Origin of the sequence: Pseudomonas sp. 203-8 (genome assembly GCF_020708595.1) — a bacterium.
Lineage (GTDB): Bacteria > Pseudomonadota > Gammaproteobacteria > Pseudomonadales > Pseudomonadaceae > Pseudomonas > Pseudomonas aeruginosa.
On record NZ_JAJFDF010000003.1, the window covers coordinates 458,332 to 472,891 of the forward strand.

The 14,560-nt window shown below is 64.6% G+C and carries 15 protein-coding genes; 1 reads left to right on the forward strand and 14 read right to left on the reverse strand.

Annotation, left to right across the window (positions count from 1 at the left end; translation table 11 throughout):
- The 14 genes from LJF27_RS08890 to LJF27_RS08955 form a co-directional block, all read right to left on the reverse strand.
- Complete coding sequence (locus tag LJF27_RS08890; protein WP_003082176.1) at positions 1-762, reverse strand: class I SAM-dependent methyltransferase; 762 nt, start codon at positions 760-762, stop codon at positions 1-3.
- 54 nt (positions 763-816) lie between these two features.
- Positions 817-2,136 carry a flagellar hook-associated protein FlgL gene (gene flgL / locus LJF27_RS08895; RefSeq protein ID WP_003082175.1) on the reverse strand — a complete coding sequence of 440 codons (1,320 nt, stop codon included), beginning with the start codon at positions 2,134-2,136 and terminating at the stop codon, positions 817-819.
- Positions 2,137-2,161: 25 nt separating this feature from the next.
- On the reverse strand, positions 2,162-4,213 hold the full coding sequence (flgK, locus tag LJF27_RS08900) for a flagellar hook-associated protein FlgK (protein ID WP_023116705.1): 2,052 nt from the start codon (positions 4,211-4,213) through the stop codon (positions 2,162-2,164).
- Positions 4,214-4,231: 18 nt separating this feature from the next.
- A complete protein-coding gene (flgJ, locus tag LJF27_RS08905) occupies positions 4,232-5,434 on the reverse strand; it encodes a flagellar assembly peptidoglycan hydrolase FlgJ (RefSeq protein ID WP_003082172.1) in 1,203 nt (400 codons plus the stop codon).
- 10 nt (positions 5,435-5,444) lie between these two features.
- The gene (locus LJF27_RS08910; RefSeq protein WP_003082169.1) at positions 5,445-6,554 is read right to left on the reverse strand and encodes a flagellar basal body P-ring protein FlgI; all 1,110 of its coding nucleotides are present in this window, start codon (positions 6,552-6,554) and stop codon (positions 5,445-5,447) included.
- 11 nt (positions 6,555-6,565) lie between these two features.
- Positions 6,566-7,261 (reverse strand): flagellar basal body L-ring protein FlgH, encoded by a 696-nt coding sequence (flgH, locus tag LJF27_RS08915; protein ID WP_003082166.1) that lies wholly within the window; start codon positions 7,259-7,261, stop codon positions 6,566-6,568.
- A 45-nt stretch (positions 7,262-7,306) separates the two neighbouring features.
- Positions 7,307-8,092: a flagellar basal-body rod protein FlgG gene (flgG, locus tag LJF27_RS08920; RefSeq protein WP_003082164.1), complete on the reverse strand. Its 786-nt coding sequence runs from the start codon at positions 8,090-8,092 to the stop codon at positions 7,307-7,309.
- 46 nt (positions 8,093-8,138) lie between these two features.
- Positions 8,139-8,888, reverse strand: coding sequence for a flagellar basal-body rod protein FlgF (gene flgF / locus LJF27_RS08925; RefSeq protein ID WP_003082159.1), 750 nt, complete (start codon positions 8,886-8,888; stop codon positions 8,139-8,141).
- A gap of 217 nt (positions 8,889-9,105) precedes the next feature.
- Positions 9,106-10,494, reverse strand: a complete 1,389-nt coding sequence (gene flgE, locus LJF27_RS08930) for a flagellar hook protein FlgE (protein ID WP_003082154.1) — start codon at positions 10,492-10,494, stop codon at positions 9,106-9,108.
- Between the two features lie 27 nt (positions 10,495-10,521).
- Positions 10,522-11,235, reverse strand: coding sequence for a flagellar hook assembly protein FlgD (flgD, locus tag LJF27_RS08935; protein ID WP_003082153.1), 714 nt, complete (start codon positions 11,233-11,235; stop codon positions 10,522-10,524).
- Positions 11,236-11,247: 12 nt separating this feature from the next.
- Positions 11,248-11,688 (reverse strand): flagellar basal body rod protein FlgC, encoded by a 441-nt coding sequence (gene flgC, locus LJF27_RS08940; RefSeq protein ID WP_003082150.1) that lies wholly within the window; start codon positions 11,686-11,688, stop codon positions 11,248-11,250.
- A 5-nt stretch (positions 11,689-11,693) separates the two neighbouring features.
- The gene (gene flgB / locus LJF27_RS08945) at positions 11,694-12,101 is read right to left on the reverse strand and encodes a flagellar basal body rod protein FlgB (RefSeq protein ID WP_003082144.1); all 408 of its coding nucleotides are present in this window, start codon (positions 12,099-12,101) and stop codon (positions 11,694-11,696) included.
- Positions 12,102-12,353: 252 nt separating this feature from the next.
- Positions 12,354-12,716 (reverse strand): DUF5064 family protein, encoded by a 363-nt coding sequence (locus LJF27_RS08950; RefSeq protein WP_003082140.1) that lies wholly within the window; start codon positions 12,714-12,716, stop codon positions 12,354-12,356.
- A gap of 66 nt (positions 12,717-12,782) precedes the next feature.
- Positions 12,783-13,100: a DUF2288 domain-containing protein gene (locus LJF27_RS08955; RefSeq protein ID WP_003082138.1), complete on the reverse strand. Its 318-nt coding sequence runs from the start codon at positions 13,098-13,100 to the stop codon at positions 12,783-12,785.
- Positions 13,101-13,398: 298 nt separating this feature from the next.
- Between LJF27_RS08955 and LJF27_RS08960 the strand changes: the two genes are divergently transcribed.
- Positions 13,399-14,520, forward strand: a complete 1,122-nt coding sequence (locus LJF27_RS08960) for a branched-chain amino acid ABC transporter substrate-binding protein (protein WP_003082136.1) — start codon at positions 13,399-13,401, stop codon at positions 14,518-14,520.
- Positions 14,521-14,560: the final 40 nt, after the last annotated feature.

Below are 14,560 nucleotides of genomic sequence, written 5' to 3' on the forward strand. Positions count from 1 at the left end.
TCATCCCCGTCGCTGCAGGATCATGAAGTACTGGCGGGTCTCCACACGCTTTTCCAGCGCTTCGGCGAACAGGCAGTCCTCTTCGAGAATCGCAGGCCCTTCCCCTCCGCCGGCCTGTACGAGCATGTCCTTGAGTTCGGCGACGGTGCGATAGACCGCCGAATACTCGTGTTCAAGTTCCTTCGAAAAGAAGCGATCCAGGGTCAGGCGCTGTTCCACGGCTACCGGTTCGCGCAGGTAGATCCGCCCGCCCGGTGCGCACAGCTGCAGCGCCTGGCGCAACAGTTCCTGGCAGTCGCTGTCGTTGAGATAGATGAGTAGTCCCGAGACCAGCAGCAGGTCGTAGGGAGGACTGAGCGCCAGCTCGGCGGGACGGATGTCGGTCGCCGACATCCGCTGGAAAAGCAGCCGCTCGTAGCCGCGCTGCCGTGCCTCGTCGCAGGCTTTCTCCACCAGCGCGGCGGAGAAGTCGATGCCCAGGTAATCGGCCTGCGGCGCTTCCTCGGCCAGCAGCCAGCCCCAGCGCCCGATACCGCAGCCGATGTCGAGGACCCGCCGGGCCATACCGAGGGCGAGTCCCGGAGCGACGCGCAGTTTCTCGCGCCGATCGCGCTCCTCGACCAGTTCCGGCTGCTGGTCCTGATACATCGTCGAACTCAGGGCATTGCGATATTCGCGGGCGGCCCGACCTTCGAAGAAAGCCAGCGTGCTTTCGTAGTCGATAGCGACAGGCCTGCCCTTTATCCGTTGTTTGTCGGTCATTCCGTAGCCTGCTGTCGACTCCGCGCCCCTACAGGGCTATCGCTTGTCATCCGCTTAACTCAGGTAGTTGAACAGGCTCAAGCCGCGAATCTTGACGAAACTCTGCTGCGCCGCATCCATGATGGTGGATTGCAGGGTCAGCCGTGACAGCGCTTCAGGGTAGTCCAGATCCTGGATCTGCGAGATCACGGCGGTATTCACCAGGGTCACGTCGTCGATGAAGGTTTCCGTCGATTCGGCGACGTTCATCCGCGCGCCGATGCGTCCCTGGCCCGTGAGGATCTGCGAGTTCGAAGAGTCCAGGTTGGAGATCGCCACCCCCACCGCGTCGCGGATAGCCAGGTTTCCAGCCGGCGTGTCCTCGGCGCTGAGCAGGGCCTTGCGCAAGTCCGACACGGTATTGAGCAAGCTGCGCTTTTCCTGGTCCGGCTGGCGCTTGATACTGAAGGTGTCGCCGCCCTGCGGCTCGCCGTCGATCTGTACCTTGACGCCGCCGAAGGTGATGAAGTCGCTGGTCTGGGCGTTGTCGTCGATCTTGCCGCTGGCGAGCGTGGCGAAGCTCGGCGGGTTGGGGTCGCTGGTGCTCCAGTCGTAGCCCGGCGGGATCGTCTTGAGGTCGTAGACCACGTAGTTCTTCGCGTCGGTGAAGTGGATACCGACGCCATCGCTGGCCAGCGGTGGCGTGCTCGACGGGAACACCGTGTCGTAGGCTTCCTTGTCCGTCACCAGGCCCAGGGAGATGCTGCTGTCGCTGGGGTTGCCGCTGGCGTCCAGGCCTGCGGCGCCCTTGCCGGTGGAGACCCGGTTGGCGTTGCTGCCGCTTTCGAAAAGGATCTTGCCGTTGTCGCTGATGGCAATGAAGGTGCTGCTGGCGATCTGTACCTCACGCTGGCCTTCGTCGCCGTTGTAGGAGTAGGTACCGTCCGGGTTGCGAACGAACGGCTGGGTATCGCCCTGGCTGCCGGAGAACAAGTACTTGCCGCTGGCATCGCGGCTGTTGAGCAGGTTCAGCAGTTCGTCCTCGCGCTGCGCCAGTTCGGTGGCCAGCGCGTTCTTGTCCGAGGCGTCGAGGCCGCCGTTGCCGGCCTGCACGGCGATCTCGCGGATACGATGGATGACCGTGCCGACCGAATTGAGGATGGTCTCCTCCTGCTGCAGGCTGTTCTTCGCTGCCGTGATGCCCGATTTGTACTGACTGTTGAGCGCCTGCTCCTGGTTCAGCTGAAGCAGCCGGACGGCGCCGACCGGGTCGTCGGCCGGGGTCAGCAGGCGCTTGCCGGCACTGATTTCGGCCTGGGTGCGCGTCAGGTCGGCATAGTTGCGGGAGATGCCACTGACCGAGTTGTTGAAAGCCTGGATCGTTGAAATGCGCATGACGAGGGTCTCTCGGTTAAGGCGCTCAGCGGAACGCGCCTATCAGGGTATCGAACAGCGAGCGGGCAACTTGAATGACCTGGGCCGACGCGCTGTAGTACTGCTGGAACTGGATCAGGTTGGCCGCCTCTTCGTCGAGGCTCACCCCGGACAGCGAGTCGCGGCTGTCCTGCGCCTGCTTGAGCACGGTCTGCGAGGCGTCGGCGCTGGCGCGCGCCTGGGCGGTCAGGGTGCCGACCCGCTCCACCAGCCCACCGTAGGCGTCGTTGTAGGTAGACCCCGTGCTGCCGGTACCGCCCACCGTCGGCTTGGTCTGCAAGGCATTCAGGTTGAGGGCGTTGCGGTTGTCCGCAATGCCGTCCTTGTTGAAGCTCAGGGTGAAACTGTCGCCAGTCTGCGGCACGTTGGACAGGTTGAACTCGTAGGTATAGGTCTGGCCGCTGCCCGGATCGGTATAGGCCATGCGCACGCTGTTGCTGGTACCGCTGTTCAGCGTCGGACTGCCGGGCAGCGCGTTGCCGTCCTTGTCGACATAACTCCAACCGGCCGGCAGCGGCGAGGTCATGGTGTAGGTCTTGCCATCCGCGCTGACCGTCGCGCTCAGCGGCAGACCATTGGCGCCGAAGGCGTTCTGCAGAACCGCCGGATCGATCGGCGACGGTCCGCCGACCAGGTTCGGCTGGCCGATGGCGCCGCTGCCGCGGTTGTTGGTGGTCGCCTCGGCGCGAGCGGACCCGGCGAAAGCCAGTTGCGAAGCGTTCTTCAGGGTTGTCTCGATATCGCTGGCGCCGCGCCGGGTCGGCTGCAGGGTGAAGCGGTCGCCCGCGGCCGGCAGTTGGTCGAGGGTCACGCTGAAGCCCTGGTCGACGCCGTTGGCATCCTTGAACGAGAGGGTGTAGGGACCGGTACCGCTGACCGTGACCTGCATGCTTGCGTCGTCGCCCAGGCGCCGCGCGGTGAAATTGGTGCCGTCGAAGTCCAGGCGGAAATCGCTGGAATTCAGCTTGCTGGTATCGGTGATGTTCAGGTTGGCGTGGACATTGCCGGTGTTGCCGTTCTTCGCCAGGACCCGCAGCGCCGTGATGTCCGGATCGTTGATGTCGCCGAACAGGTTGGCGCCGGCCTTGCCCGCCAGGTCCAGGCCCTGCCCCAGTTGCTTGTTGACGGTATCGGCGAAGGTCAGCGCAAGTTGGCCGAGCTTGTTGTAGGAGCTATCCAGGACGGTATCGCGATACGCCAGCAGGCCGCCCATCTGCCCGCCGGAGACCAACCGGGTCACGTTTTGCGTGGAGTCGCCAAGCGTGAGCTGCACCTGGTAGCGGGTCGGGTCGTCCAGCCCCGGCACCACGCTCAGCGTCGAAACGGTATTGCCCACCACCAACGGCTGGCCGCTGCCGATGAACAGGCTGACGCTGTTGTCGTCCTGGGTGACCGCGGTCACGCCGACCATCTCGGAGAGCTTGCGCACCGCTTCGTCGCGCGCGTCCAGCAGATCGTTGGGCACGGCCCCGGCGGATTTCGCCTTGGCGATGGCATCGTTGTACTCGGCCACGCTCTGGCTGAGATTGTTCACCTGCGAGGTCAGGGCACCCAACTGCTGGTTGATCAGGCTGTTCTGCTTGTCCAGTTGGTCGTAGAGGGTATTGAAGGTCTTGCTCAGGCCCTGCGCCTGGGCCAGCACCGCCTCGCGCGCCTCGGTCGAGGACGGGTTCTGCGCAGCGGTCTGCAAGGCGGAAAAGAAACGCTGCATCGCCGGGCTGACCCCGGTGGTGTTATCCGCCAGCAGCGAGTTGAGCTGGTCGATCTGGCCCAGGAAAGCGTTCAGCTCGCTGTTCTGGCTGGTGGCGTTGCGCAACTGGCCGGTGAGGAAGTCGCTGGCCAGGCGGCGCACGTCGACGATCTGGCTGCCCGAGCCCATGTAGCCGGCACCGCTGAACTGCGGGATCCGGGTCTGCTGGATGGCATCCTGGCGGCTGTAGCCCGGCGTCTTGACGTTGGTGATGTTGTGCCCGGTGACAGTCAGCCAGGTCTGGCTGGTGCCGAGGCCGGACAGGCCTATCGAGAGTAGGTCGGACATGGGTCAGTTCCTCCTTGCTCAACCCAGAGGCGGCGTGCCGGCGGCGGCGACGGCCTGGTAGGTCTGCATCTGTCTGGCGATCTGCGCCACCTTGCGGGCGTACTGCGGATCGGTGGCGTAGCCGGCGCGCTGCAGTTCCTGCATGAAGCGCTCGGGGTTGGCGGCGCTGTCCAGGGCGTTCTGGTAGCGGTCGTTGCCCTGGAGGAAGCTGACGTAGTCGTGGAAGCTCTGCTCGAACGACGAGTAGGAGCGGAACGCCGCGACTTCCTTGACCGCCTTGCCGCCTTCGTATTCGGTGGTGAGAGCGCGCGCCGAGGCACCATCCCAGCGGCTGCCGGTCTTGATGCCGAACAGGTTGTGGCTGCTGCCGCCATCCTGCTGGCGGATGATCGATTTGCCCCAGCCGGTCTCCAGCGCGGCCTGGGCCACCAGGTAGCGGGCATCGACGCCGATCCGCTCGGCGGCCTTCTGGGCCATCGGCAGCATGGTGGCGATGAACTCGTCGGCCGAGGCGAACATCGACTTGCCCCTGGCCAGCGGCGGCTGGGCGATGCGCCGGCTGCCCTGGCTGTCGACGCCATCGGTGGAGAAACCGCGGCGGCTCGCCGCCGGGTAGCTCTGCGCCGGCAGGTAGCTGTCCTGGCCCAGGCTCTGCATCTGGCTGGCGGCCGGCGAGGCGGAGGGAACGATGCCGGCGAGCATGCGCTCGGTCAGCTTGCCCGGCAGCGCCAGGCGCCTCTGGTTGAGCAGCTTCGAGTCGTCGCGGCCGGCTTCCGGCATCGGCAGGGCCTTGCCGGCCTGCGCGCTGGGGTTGCTCGGCCAGCGACCGGCGCCGTTCTCGGCGACCCGGGCGAACGGGTTTTCGCCGTTGCCCCTGGAGCCTTGCTTCATCTTCGACAACTGGCGCACCAGCACGTCGGCCAGGCCGATGCCGCCGGCATTCTTCGACAGGCTCACCGACAGTTGCTGGTCGTACATGTCCTGGTACTGCTTGGTGGTCTGGCTGTTCATGAAATTGCCGTCGCCCAGCGCTTCGTTGGCCGAACGCATGGATTTGAGCATCTCGTTGAGGAACAGCGATTCGAATTCCTGGGCGACCTTGCGGATGTTCGCCTCGCCGTCGCGGTCCTTGCCGACCTTGAGCTGGTTGAGGCGGTTGAGATCGGTATAGGAGCCGCTGTCGGGGCCTGCGCCGATACCGCTGAGCAAACGGGAATCCATGGCGTCGTCCTCAGATCACGATCAAGTCGGCCTGCAACGCGCCGGCCTGCTTCAGGGCTTCGAGGATCGCCATCAGGTCGCTCGGCGCGGCGCCGACCTGGTTCACCGCGCGGACGATGTCGTCCAGGGTGGTGCCGGGACCGAACTTGAACATCGGCTTGGTCTCCTCCTCGGCGTTCACCCGCGAGCGCGGCACCACCGCGGTCTGGCCGTTGGAGAAGGCACCGGGCTGGCTGACGATCGGGTCTTCGGTGATGCTCACGGTCAGGCTGCCGTGGGTGACGGCGGCCGGCGATACCTTGACGTTCTGGCCGATGACGATGGTGCCGGTGCGCGAATTGATGATGACCTTGGCCACCGCCTCGCCCGGCTGCACGTCGAGGTTCTCCAGGATCGACAGGTAGTCGACCCGCTGGTTCGGGTCGAGCGGCGCGCTGACCCGCACCGAGCCGCCGTCCACCGCATGGGCGACGCCCGGACCGAGCAGTTCGTTGATGCGGTCGACGATGCGCTTGGCAGTGGTGAAGTCCGGGCGGTTGAGGTTCAGCGTCAGGCTGTTGCCCTGGTCGAAGCCGCTCGGCACCGCGCGTTCGACGGTGGCGCCGGCCGGGATACGTCCGGCGGACGGTACGTTGACGGTGATCTTCGAGCCGTCGCGGCCTTCGGCGTCGAAGCCGCCGACCACCAGGTTGCCCTGGGCGACCGCGTAGACCTGGCCGTCGATACCTTTCAGCGGAGTCATCAGCAGGCTGCCGCCGCGCAGGCTCTTGGCGTTGCCGATGGACGACACGGTGACGTCGATCGGCTGGCCCGGCTTGGCGAACGGCGGCAGGTCGGCATGCACCGATACCGCGGCGACGTTCTTCAACTGCACGTTGCCGACGTTGGCCGGCACCTTGATGCCGAACTGCGCCAGCATGTTGTTGAAGGTCTGCAGGGTGAACGGCGTCTGCGTGGTCTGGTCGCCGCTGCCGCTCAGGCCGACCACCAGGCCATAGCCGATCAACTGGTTGGTCCGCACGCCCTGGATGCTGGCGATATCCTTCAACCGCTCGGCCTGGGCCGCGCCGGCGGCCAGGAGCAGCGCGGCGAGGGCCAGCAGGTGCTTGAACTTGGTCATCGCGGGCGTCCTCAGAACGGCCACAGCGGGCTGAGGAAGAAGCGGTCCAGCCAGCCCGGCTGACTGGCATCGGCGAAGGCGCCAGTGCCGGAATAGGTGATCCGGGCGTCGGCCACGCGGGTCGAGGACACGGTGTTGTCGGTGGCGATATCGTCGGCGCGGACCAGGCCGGCGATGCGCACCAGCTCGTTGCCGGTGTTCAGGGTCATCCACTTCTCGCCGCGCACGGAGAGGATGCCGTTGGGCAGCACCTCGGCCACGGTCACGGTGATCGAGCCGGTCAGGCTGTTGCTCTGCCCCGCCTGGCTATCGCCCTTGGCGTCGCGCGAGCCGCCGTATTCGGCGCTGAGGCTGAGGTCGCCGCCGCCGATCGGGTTGTTGGTGGTCATGCCGCTGCCGAACAGCGAGGTCAGCCCCATCTTGGTCTTGCTGTCCTTCTGGATATCGGAGTTGGCTTTCTTGCTCGCCTGGGTCTTCTCGTTGAGGGTGATGGTGATGATGTCGCCCACGCGGAAGGCCTTGCGGTCGTCGTAGAGGTTCTGCTCGAAACCGGCCTGGTAGATCGCGCCGTTGTTCTGCGCGGCGGGCAGCGGGGTGCGCGGCAGCACCGGCGCGTAGTACGGATCGTTCGGCTTCGGCGGTGGATTGACGCAACCGCCCAGGGCGGTGGCGATGCCAAGCAGGGAGACGATCATCAGCCGGTTCATATCAAGCTACCTCGCGGCGTACAGCCAGGGCCCGGTCAGGGCCCGTCAAAGATTCTGGGTGACGAAGGACAACATCTGGTCGGCGGTGGAGATGACCTTGGAGTTCATCTCGTAGGCGCGCTGGGTGGTGATCATGTTCACCAGTTCCTCGACCACGTTGACGTTGGAGTTTTCCAGGGTGTTCTGGGCAACCGTGCCGAGGCCGTTGAGACCCGGCGTACCGACCTGGGGCGCGCCGCTGGAGCCGGTTTCCAGGAACAGGTTGTTGCCGATGGCCTGCAGGCCGGCCGGGTTGATGAAGTCGGCGGTCTGGATGTTGCCGATCACCTGCGGCTGGGCGTTGCCGGTGGTGGTCACCGAGACGGTGCCGTCCTGGCCGACGGTGAAGGTCTGGGTCTCGTTGGGCACCACGATCGCTGGCTCCAGGGCGAAGCCGTTGGAGGTGACGATCTGCCCGTCGGAGTTCAGGTGGAAGCTGCCGTCGCGGGTGTAGGACACGGTGCCGTCCGGCAGCAGGACCTGGAAGAAGCCGCGCCCGTTGACCGCCATGTCCAGCGGCTGCTCGGTGGTCTGCAGGCTGCCCGGGGTGAATATCTTCTGGGTGCCGACGACGCGCACACCGGTACCCAGTTGCAGGCCCGAAGGCAGCTCGCTGTCCTGGGTCGACTGGCCGCCCGGCTGGCGCCGGATCTGGTACAGCAGGTCCTGGAACTCCGCGCGGTCGCGCTTGAAGCCGGTGGTGGATACGTTGGCCAGGTTGTTGGAAATGGTGGTCAGGTTCATGTCCTGGGCGGACAGACCGGTCTTGCTGACCCACAGTGCCGATAACATCGTCGTGCTCCTCGGGTGCCGGTTTTATGGCACCACGCTCAAGTGATTAGCTGATTTGCAAAACCCGCGCCATGGCCGCCGAATCGTCCTCGGCGGTGCGCATCATCTTCACGTGCAGCTCGAATTGACGGGACAGCGAGAGGATCGCGGTCATCTCTTCCACCGCGTTCACGTTGCTGCTTTCCAGGAAACCGGAGACCACCTTCACGTTGGCGTCGGCCAGCGGCGCCTGCTCGCCCGGCTGCGGCTTGTAGTGCAGCAGGCCGTCGGTACCCTTCTCCATCTGCTTCAGGTTCGGGTTGACCAGTTTGATCCGGTCCACCACGGCGACCACGTTGGGGTTCTCGCCAAGGGCGCGGATGCTGATGGTGCCGTCCTGGCCGATCTCCACCTTTTCCTCCGGCGGCACGGCGATCGGCCCACCGTTGCCGAGCACCGGCAAGCCGTCGCCGGTGCGCAGCATGCCGAGGGCGTCGATATGCATGCCGGCGGTACGCACGTAGGCCTCGCTGCCATCCGGCGCCTGGACCGCGACGAAGCCGTCGCCGTCGATGGCGATGTCCAGCTCGTTGCCGGTTTCCTGGAGGCTGCCATGGCTGAAATCGGTACCGGGCCGCTCGCTCATGGCGAATACCCGCGCCGGGAAGCTGTCGCCGAACACCTGCATCGAACGCGCCTGCTCGAAGTCGCGACGAAAGCCGCTGGTCGAGATGTTCGCCAGGTTGTTGGCATGAGCACGCATCGCCAGGGTGTTCTGGCTGGCCCCGCTCATGGAGACGTACAGCATCTTGTCCATCGAATCCTCCAGGCACCGGCACAATCCGCCGGGCTTTCTTGCAGGTTATCCAGCAAGCGCCGTGCCAGAATTCGAAAAAACAATTAATACATTGATTTAAAAGGATTTTATAAAACAGAAAGCCTCCTTTCGGAGGCTTCGGGGGCAACCCCTGGCCAGGGGTTGCCGCTGGCGGCAAGGGCCTTGCCGGTGCCCGGACGGCACCGGCACGCCGTCATCAGCGCAGGTTGATGATGGTCTGGGTCACCGCATCCTCGGTCTGGATGGTCTTGGCATTGGCCTGGTAGTTGCGCTGGTGGACGATGAGGTTCACCAGTTCGTTGGAGATGTCCACGTTGGACGCTTCCAGCGCGCCGGATTGCAACGCCCCCAGGGTGCCCGAGCGCGGCGCGCCGACCGCCGGCTCGCCGGACTCCGAGGACTGCACCCAGGAGGTCTTGCCGATCGGCGTCAGGCCCTGGATGTTGGCGAAGTTGGCCAGCACCACCTGGCCCTGCACCTTGGACTGGCCGTTGGTGTAGCGGGCGAAGATCACCCCGGTGTCGTCGATTTCCAGGCCTGCCAACTGACCGGTGGTGTAGCCGTCCTGGATCGGGTTGCTCTGGGCGAACGCGGTGGAGTACTGGGTGGTCTTGCGCATGTCGAAGGAGATGCCGCTGGCGGCACCGGTCGCGCCGTTCCAGGCGTAGGTCGGCGGGGTCTTGCCGTCCGAGGCCGCCGGAATCCAGCCGGTGCCGGGAGTCGGCGGATTGCCAGTGGCCGGACTGAACTGGATCACGTTGGTGGTCGCGTCGATGCTGAAGCCCGGCCCGCTGGTGCTGCCGTCCGGCGCCCGAACCGAGGTCATCTGGCCGCTGGCGTCGAAGGTGACGTTGAAGCTCATCGGCGTCTTGTTCGACGGATCGAGCGGATTGACGCCGTCGATCAGCACTTTCATGGTCCAGCTGTTCTCCGGAATCGGCGGGGTCGCATTCGGGTCCGGCTCGTTCTTGATGAAGAACTGGCTCATGGTGTGGGAGTTGCCCTGGCTGTCATAGATGCCCAGCGAAGAGGACGAGTTGTAGGTAGCGGCGTCGGACGGATCGAACGGCGTCACGGTCGGCGGCTTCAGCGTCGAGTTGAGGTTGTACGACTGCTGGATGCTCGAGGTGGCCTGCGGCGCCTGATTGGCGCGCTCGACCTTGAGGTCGGTGACCACGCCGTTCTGCAACTGGCCGTTCGGCCCGACGGCATAGCCCTGCAGGCGGTAGCCGTTGTTGTCGACGATGAAATCCTGCTTGTCGGTATTGAAGTAGCCGGCGCGGGTGTAGCTGATCGCCCCGTTGTTGCTGGTGACGAAGAAGCCGTTGCCGTTGATGGCCAGGTCCAGCACGCTGTTGGTCGAGTCGATGTTGCCCTGCTTGAACATCTGCGAGACGTCCGAGAGCAGCACGCCGCTGCCCTGCGGGTTGCTGCCCGAACCCAGCACCGAGGCGGCGTAGACGTCGGCGAACTCCGCGCGGGATTGCTTGAAGCCTACGGTGCCGGCGTTGGCGATGTTGTTGCCGGTGACGTTCAGGCCGCTGGAGGCCGCCTGGATGCCGCTCAGGCCGATGTTGAAACTCATGGATAGCTCCTTGCCGGAAACGCCGGCTTACTGGCCGATGATCTGTACTTTGGACAGCGCGATGCTGCCCAGGCCTGCGAGGTTGAGCATCAGCTCGCCGCCGTTCTGCCCCAGGGTGACGCTGTCGACGTTGGCCGGCAGGTAGGTCTGGAGCCCGTAGGTCTTGCCGTCGATCGAGGTCTGCGCCTCGAACTTGTAGGTGCCCGGCGGCATGATGTTGCCGCTGCTGTCCTTGCCGTCCCACATGAAGCTGACGCTGCCGGCAGCCTGCTGGCCGAGGTTGATGCGATTGACCACGGTGCCCTTGTCGTCGTAGACGTTGACCCATACGTTGCTGCTGGAGACCGGCAGGTTGAGGGACGCCTTGAAGGTGTCCTTGGTGTCCACCACCGACTTGTCGGTCGCCACGATGACCTTGCGCCCCACCAGCGACGAGGCTTGCAGGGCCTGCGACGACTGGTAGTTGGAGAGAATGCTCTCCATGCTCTTGTTCAGCGACTGCACGCCTTCCACGGTGCTGAACTGGGCCAGTTGGGCGATGAACTCGCCGTTCTGCTGCGGCGACATCGGGTCCTGGTTCTTCAACTGGGCCACCAGCAGCTTGAGGAATTCGTCCTTGCCAAGGTTGCTGCTGCCCTTGACGCTCTGCCCGGTCTCGGTGGCGCCGCTGCCGGCGGCGCGCTTGCTGCCGTTGACGTTGCCGGTGTTGCTGCTGGTGCCGCTGACGTTATCGATGCTCATGCTCTACTCCGCTCACTGACCCAGGGTCAGGACCTTCTGCATCATCTGTTTGGCGGTATTCATCATTTCCGCGTTGGTCTGGAAGGCACGGCTGGCGGAAATCATGTCGGCCATTTCCTCGACCACGTTCACATTGGGGTAATACACGTAGCCGTTGGCATCCGCGGCCGGATGGTTCGGCTCGTAGCGCGGCATCAGCGAACTCTGGTCCTCGACGATGCCCAGCACCTGCACGCCGGCGCCGGAGCTGTCCTGGTCGGCGAACAGCGAGCCGCTGTCGCCCTGGGCCTGCTGGAACATGGTGGAGAACACCGGATGGCGGGCGCGGTAGGTCTTGTCGACGCTGGAGGAAACCGTCTCGGCGTTGGCGATGTTGCTGGCCACGGTGTTCAGGCGGGTGCTCTGGGCGCTCATGCCGCTACCGGCAATGTTGAAGACACTGGCGAGGGACATGGCGGTTACTCTCCACGCAGGGCGCTGACCAGCCCTTTGAATTTGCTGTTGAGGAAGGTGAAGGACGCCTGGAAGTGCATGGCGTTCTCGGCGTAGTTGGCCTGCTCGATCTGGGCGTCGACAGTGTTCTGGTCGATCGACGGCTGGACCGGGATGCGGTACTGCAGGCTGCCCTCGCCCATGCCGAAACCTTCGGCGGCGATATGCCGCTCGTTGGTGGTGCGGGTGGCGAAGGTACCCTTGGCGGCCTTGTCCTTCTGCTCGGCGAGAACCGCGGCGAAGTCCAGGTCGCGAGCCTTGTAGTTCGGGGTATCGGCGTTGGCCAGGTTGTTGGCCAGCACTTCGGCGCGCTGGGCGCGGAAGCTGAGGGCCTGCTGGTGGATACCGAGTGCTCTGTCGAAACTGATGCTCATGGCTGCGAACCTGTTTGCCGGTGTGGCTTTCGTCGCCAACACTTCAGCAAGGCCCGTGCCAAATTATTAAAAACCTTTATATTCAATAACTTGAGTTTATTTAAGGGTAACCCGGAAGCGGCAAGCGGCAAGCCGCTTCCGCTTGCCGGCAAGGGTGGCAAGCCCCTGGAACGGCTTCTCCGGCAAACGAAAAAAGGCCCGATATCGTCGATATCGGGCCTTTCCCATGCTTCCGGCCGCCGGGGACACGGCTCACTCGTGGCGAATGATCCGCTCGAGATCCACCGGTTCGCCGGGATGGGCATGCAGCTTGGCGCGAATGTCCTCGAACATCGCATCGTATTCCTTGTGCACCCGGGTGATCGCGCCGAACTTCGGGTGCAGGCCGTGCTTCTGGGCGACCCGCGTGGCATCGCTGGCGAAGTTGAAGGCGGTATCGCGCGGCAGCTCGAAGGAGTCGCTGAACGGCTTGCCGTCGATCTCGCCGTCCATGTCGAAGTGCACATAGGCGCCGGATTCGGCGTTCTGCCGCACCTCGTAGCGGATATGGATATTGATGTCCTGCTGGTCGAGGCCGGGCAGGCTGACCAGATGGAGGTGGCCTGGTTCGAACATGACGAATCTCCTGGTGGGAATCGGAATCAGTCTAGCCAGGGTCGAGCGAAAGAAAACCGCCCTGGATCAGTGCAACGTCGCTTTTCCCGCGCGTTCCTGAATGACCACCCAGGGCGCCACCACCACCGCCCAGAGGGTCGGGTCGCGTTCGAGGAAGTCCTTGGCCGCATCCTCCCCGACCTTGCTCAGGCCGCCGCCGGAAAGCCAGGCGGCGACCTTCTCGCGGTCGTCCCCGGCCAGGGCCTCGGCGACTTCCACCAGGTCCAGCGCGGCATCGACCTGGAGCAAGGCGCCACGGGCGAAAAACGGTTGCAGCTCGGCCCAGGAAATGACCGCGGTCTCGCCGAGCAGCTTGGCATAGAGGGTGCTAGTTTGTTCTGTCATGGGATCTACCTGGATTGCATGGGCGCCATGATAACGCCCGCCGGTAGCCCACGACAGCCGAAGGGAAACCGGGCCCAGGGAGGTGAGGCAGGTCCGCGCCGTTTTTCTATACGTTTATGTCAACCAGGCGACACGACTCACGGGAGCTCGCCGTGCCGTGCTTTTCAAGCGACGAAGCGCCGCTCTACACTGTACCGGTACAGTTCCCGGGGTCCGTCCATGACGATCACCCGGTCTCCTCCGGCCCCCGCGGCCGCGAGACTACAACAATGACAACACACAAGAAGAGTGGAGCACTATGAAGAAGGGTACTCAGCGTCTATCCCGCCTGTTCGCCGCGATGGCCATTGCCGGGTTCGCCAGCTACTCCATGGCCGCCGACACCATCAAGATCGCCCTGGCTGGCCCGGTCACCGGTCCGGTAGCCCAGTACGGCGACATGCAGCGCGCCGGTGCGCTGATGGCAATCGAACAGATCAACAAGGCAGGCGGCGTGAACGGCGCGCAACTCGAAGGCGTGATCTACGACGACGCCTGCGATCCCAAGCAGGCCGTGGCGGTCGCCAACAAGGTGGTCAACGACGGCGTCAAGTTCGTGGTCGGCCATGTCTGCTCCAGCTCCACCCAACCCGCCACCGACATCTACGAAGACGAAGGCGTGCTGATGATCACCCCGTCGGCCACCGCCCCGGAAATCACCTCGCGCGGCTACAAGCTGATCTTCCGCACGATCGGCCTGGACAACATGCAGGGCCCGGTGGCCGGCAAGTTCATCGCCGAACGCTACAAGGACAAGACCATCGCGGTACTGCACGACAAGCAGCAGTACGGCGAAGGCATCGCCACCGAGGTGAAGAAGACCGTGGAAGACGCCGGCATCAAGGTTGCCGTCTTCGAAGGCCTGAACGCCGGCGACAAGGACTTCAACGCGCTGATCAGCAAGCTGAAGAAAGCCGGCGTGCAGTTCGTCTACTTCGGCGGCTACCACCCAGAAATGGGCCTGCTGCTGCGCCAGGCCAAGCAGGCCGGGCTGGACGCGCGCTTCATGGGCCCGGAAGGGGTCGGCAACAGCGAAATCACCGCGATCGCCGGCGACGCTTCGGAAGGCATGCTGGCGACCCTGCCGCGCGCCTTCGAGCAGGATCCGAAGAACAAGGCCCTGATCGACGCCTTCAAGGCGAAGAACCAGGATCCGAGCGGCATCTTCGTCCTGCCCGCCTACTCCGCGGTCACAGTGATCGCCAAGGGCATCGAGAAAGCCGGCGAGGCCGATCCGGAGAAGGTCGCCGAGGCCCTGCGCGCCAACACCTTCGAGACTCCCACCGGGAACCTCGGGTTCGACGAGAAGGGCGACCTGAAGAACTTCGACTTCACCGTCTACGAGTGGCACAAGGACGCCACCCGGACCGAGGTCAAGTAAGCATCGTTGCAGTACGGAGCCCACGTCACCCACCGTGGGC

Bases quoted from the DNA above. Each gene is read 5' to 3' on its own strand.
- flgG (WP_003082164.1), bottom strand. From the start codon at position 8,092: ATGTTATCGGCACTGTGGGTCAGCAAGACCGGTCTGTCCGCCCAGGAC.
- LJF27_RS08950 (WP_003082140.1), bottom strand. From the start codon at position 12,716: ATGTTCGAACCAGGCCACCTCCATCTGGTCAGCCTGCCCGGCCTCGAC.
- flgH (WP_003082166.1), bottom strand. From the start codon at position 7,261: ATGAACCGGCTGATGATCGTCTCCCTGCTTGGCATCGCCACCGCCCTG.
- LJF27_RS08960 (WP_003082136.1), top strand. From the start codon at position 13,399: ATGAAGAAGGGTACTCAGCGTCTATCCCGCCTGTTCGCCGCGATGGCC.
- flgL (WP_003082175.1), bottom strand. From the start codon at position 2,136: ATGCGCATTTCAACGATCCAGGCTTTCAACAACTCGGTCAGTGGCATC.
- flgC (WP_003082150.1), bottom strand. From the start codon at position 11,688: ATGTCCCTCGCCAGTGTCTTCAACATTGCCGGTAGCGGCATGAGCGCC.
- flgB (WP_003082144.1), bottom strand. From the start codon at position 12,101: ATGAGCATCAGTTTCGACAGAGCACTCGGTATCCACCAGCAGGCCCTC.
- flgE (WP_003082154.1), bottom strand. From the start codon at position 10,494: ATGAGTTTCAACATCGGCCTGAGCGGCATCCAGGCGGCCTCCAGCGGC.
- flgD (WP_003082153.1), bottom strand. From the start codon at position 11,235: ATGAGCATCGATAACGTCAGCGGCACCAGCAGCAACACCGGCAACGTC.
- flgK (WP_023116705.1), bottom strand. From the start codon at position 4,213: ATGTCCGACCTACTCTCGATAGGCCTGTCCGGCCTCGGCACCAGCCAG.
- LJF27_RS08890 (WP_003082176.1), bottom strand. From the start codon at position 762: ATGACCGACAAACAACGGATAAAGGGCAGGCCTGTCGCTATCGACTAC.
- LJF27_RS08910 (WP_003082169.1), bottom strand. From the start codon at position 6,554: ATGACCAAGTTCAAGCACCTGCTGGCCCTCGCCGCGCTGCTCCTGGCC.
- flgJ (WP_003082172.1), bottom strand. From the start codon at position 5,434: ATGGATTCCCGTTTGCTCAGCGGTATCGGCGCAGGCCCCGACAGCGGC.
- flgF (WP_003082159.1), bottom strand. From the start codon at position 8,888: ATGGACAAGATGCTGTACGTCTCCATGAGCGGGGCCAGCCAGAACACC.
- LJF27_RS08955 (WP_003082138.1), bottom strand. From the start codon at position 13,100: ATGACAGAACAAACTAGCACCCTCTATGCCAAGCTGCTCGGCGAGACC.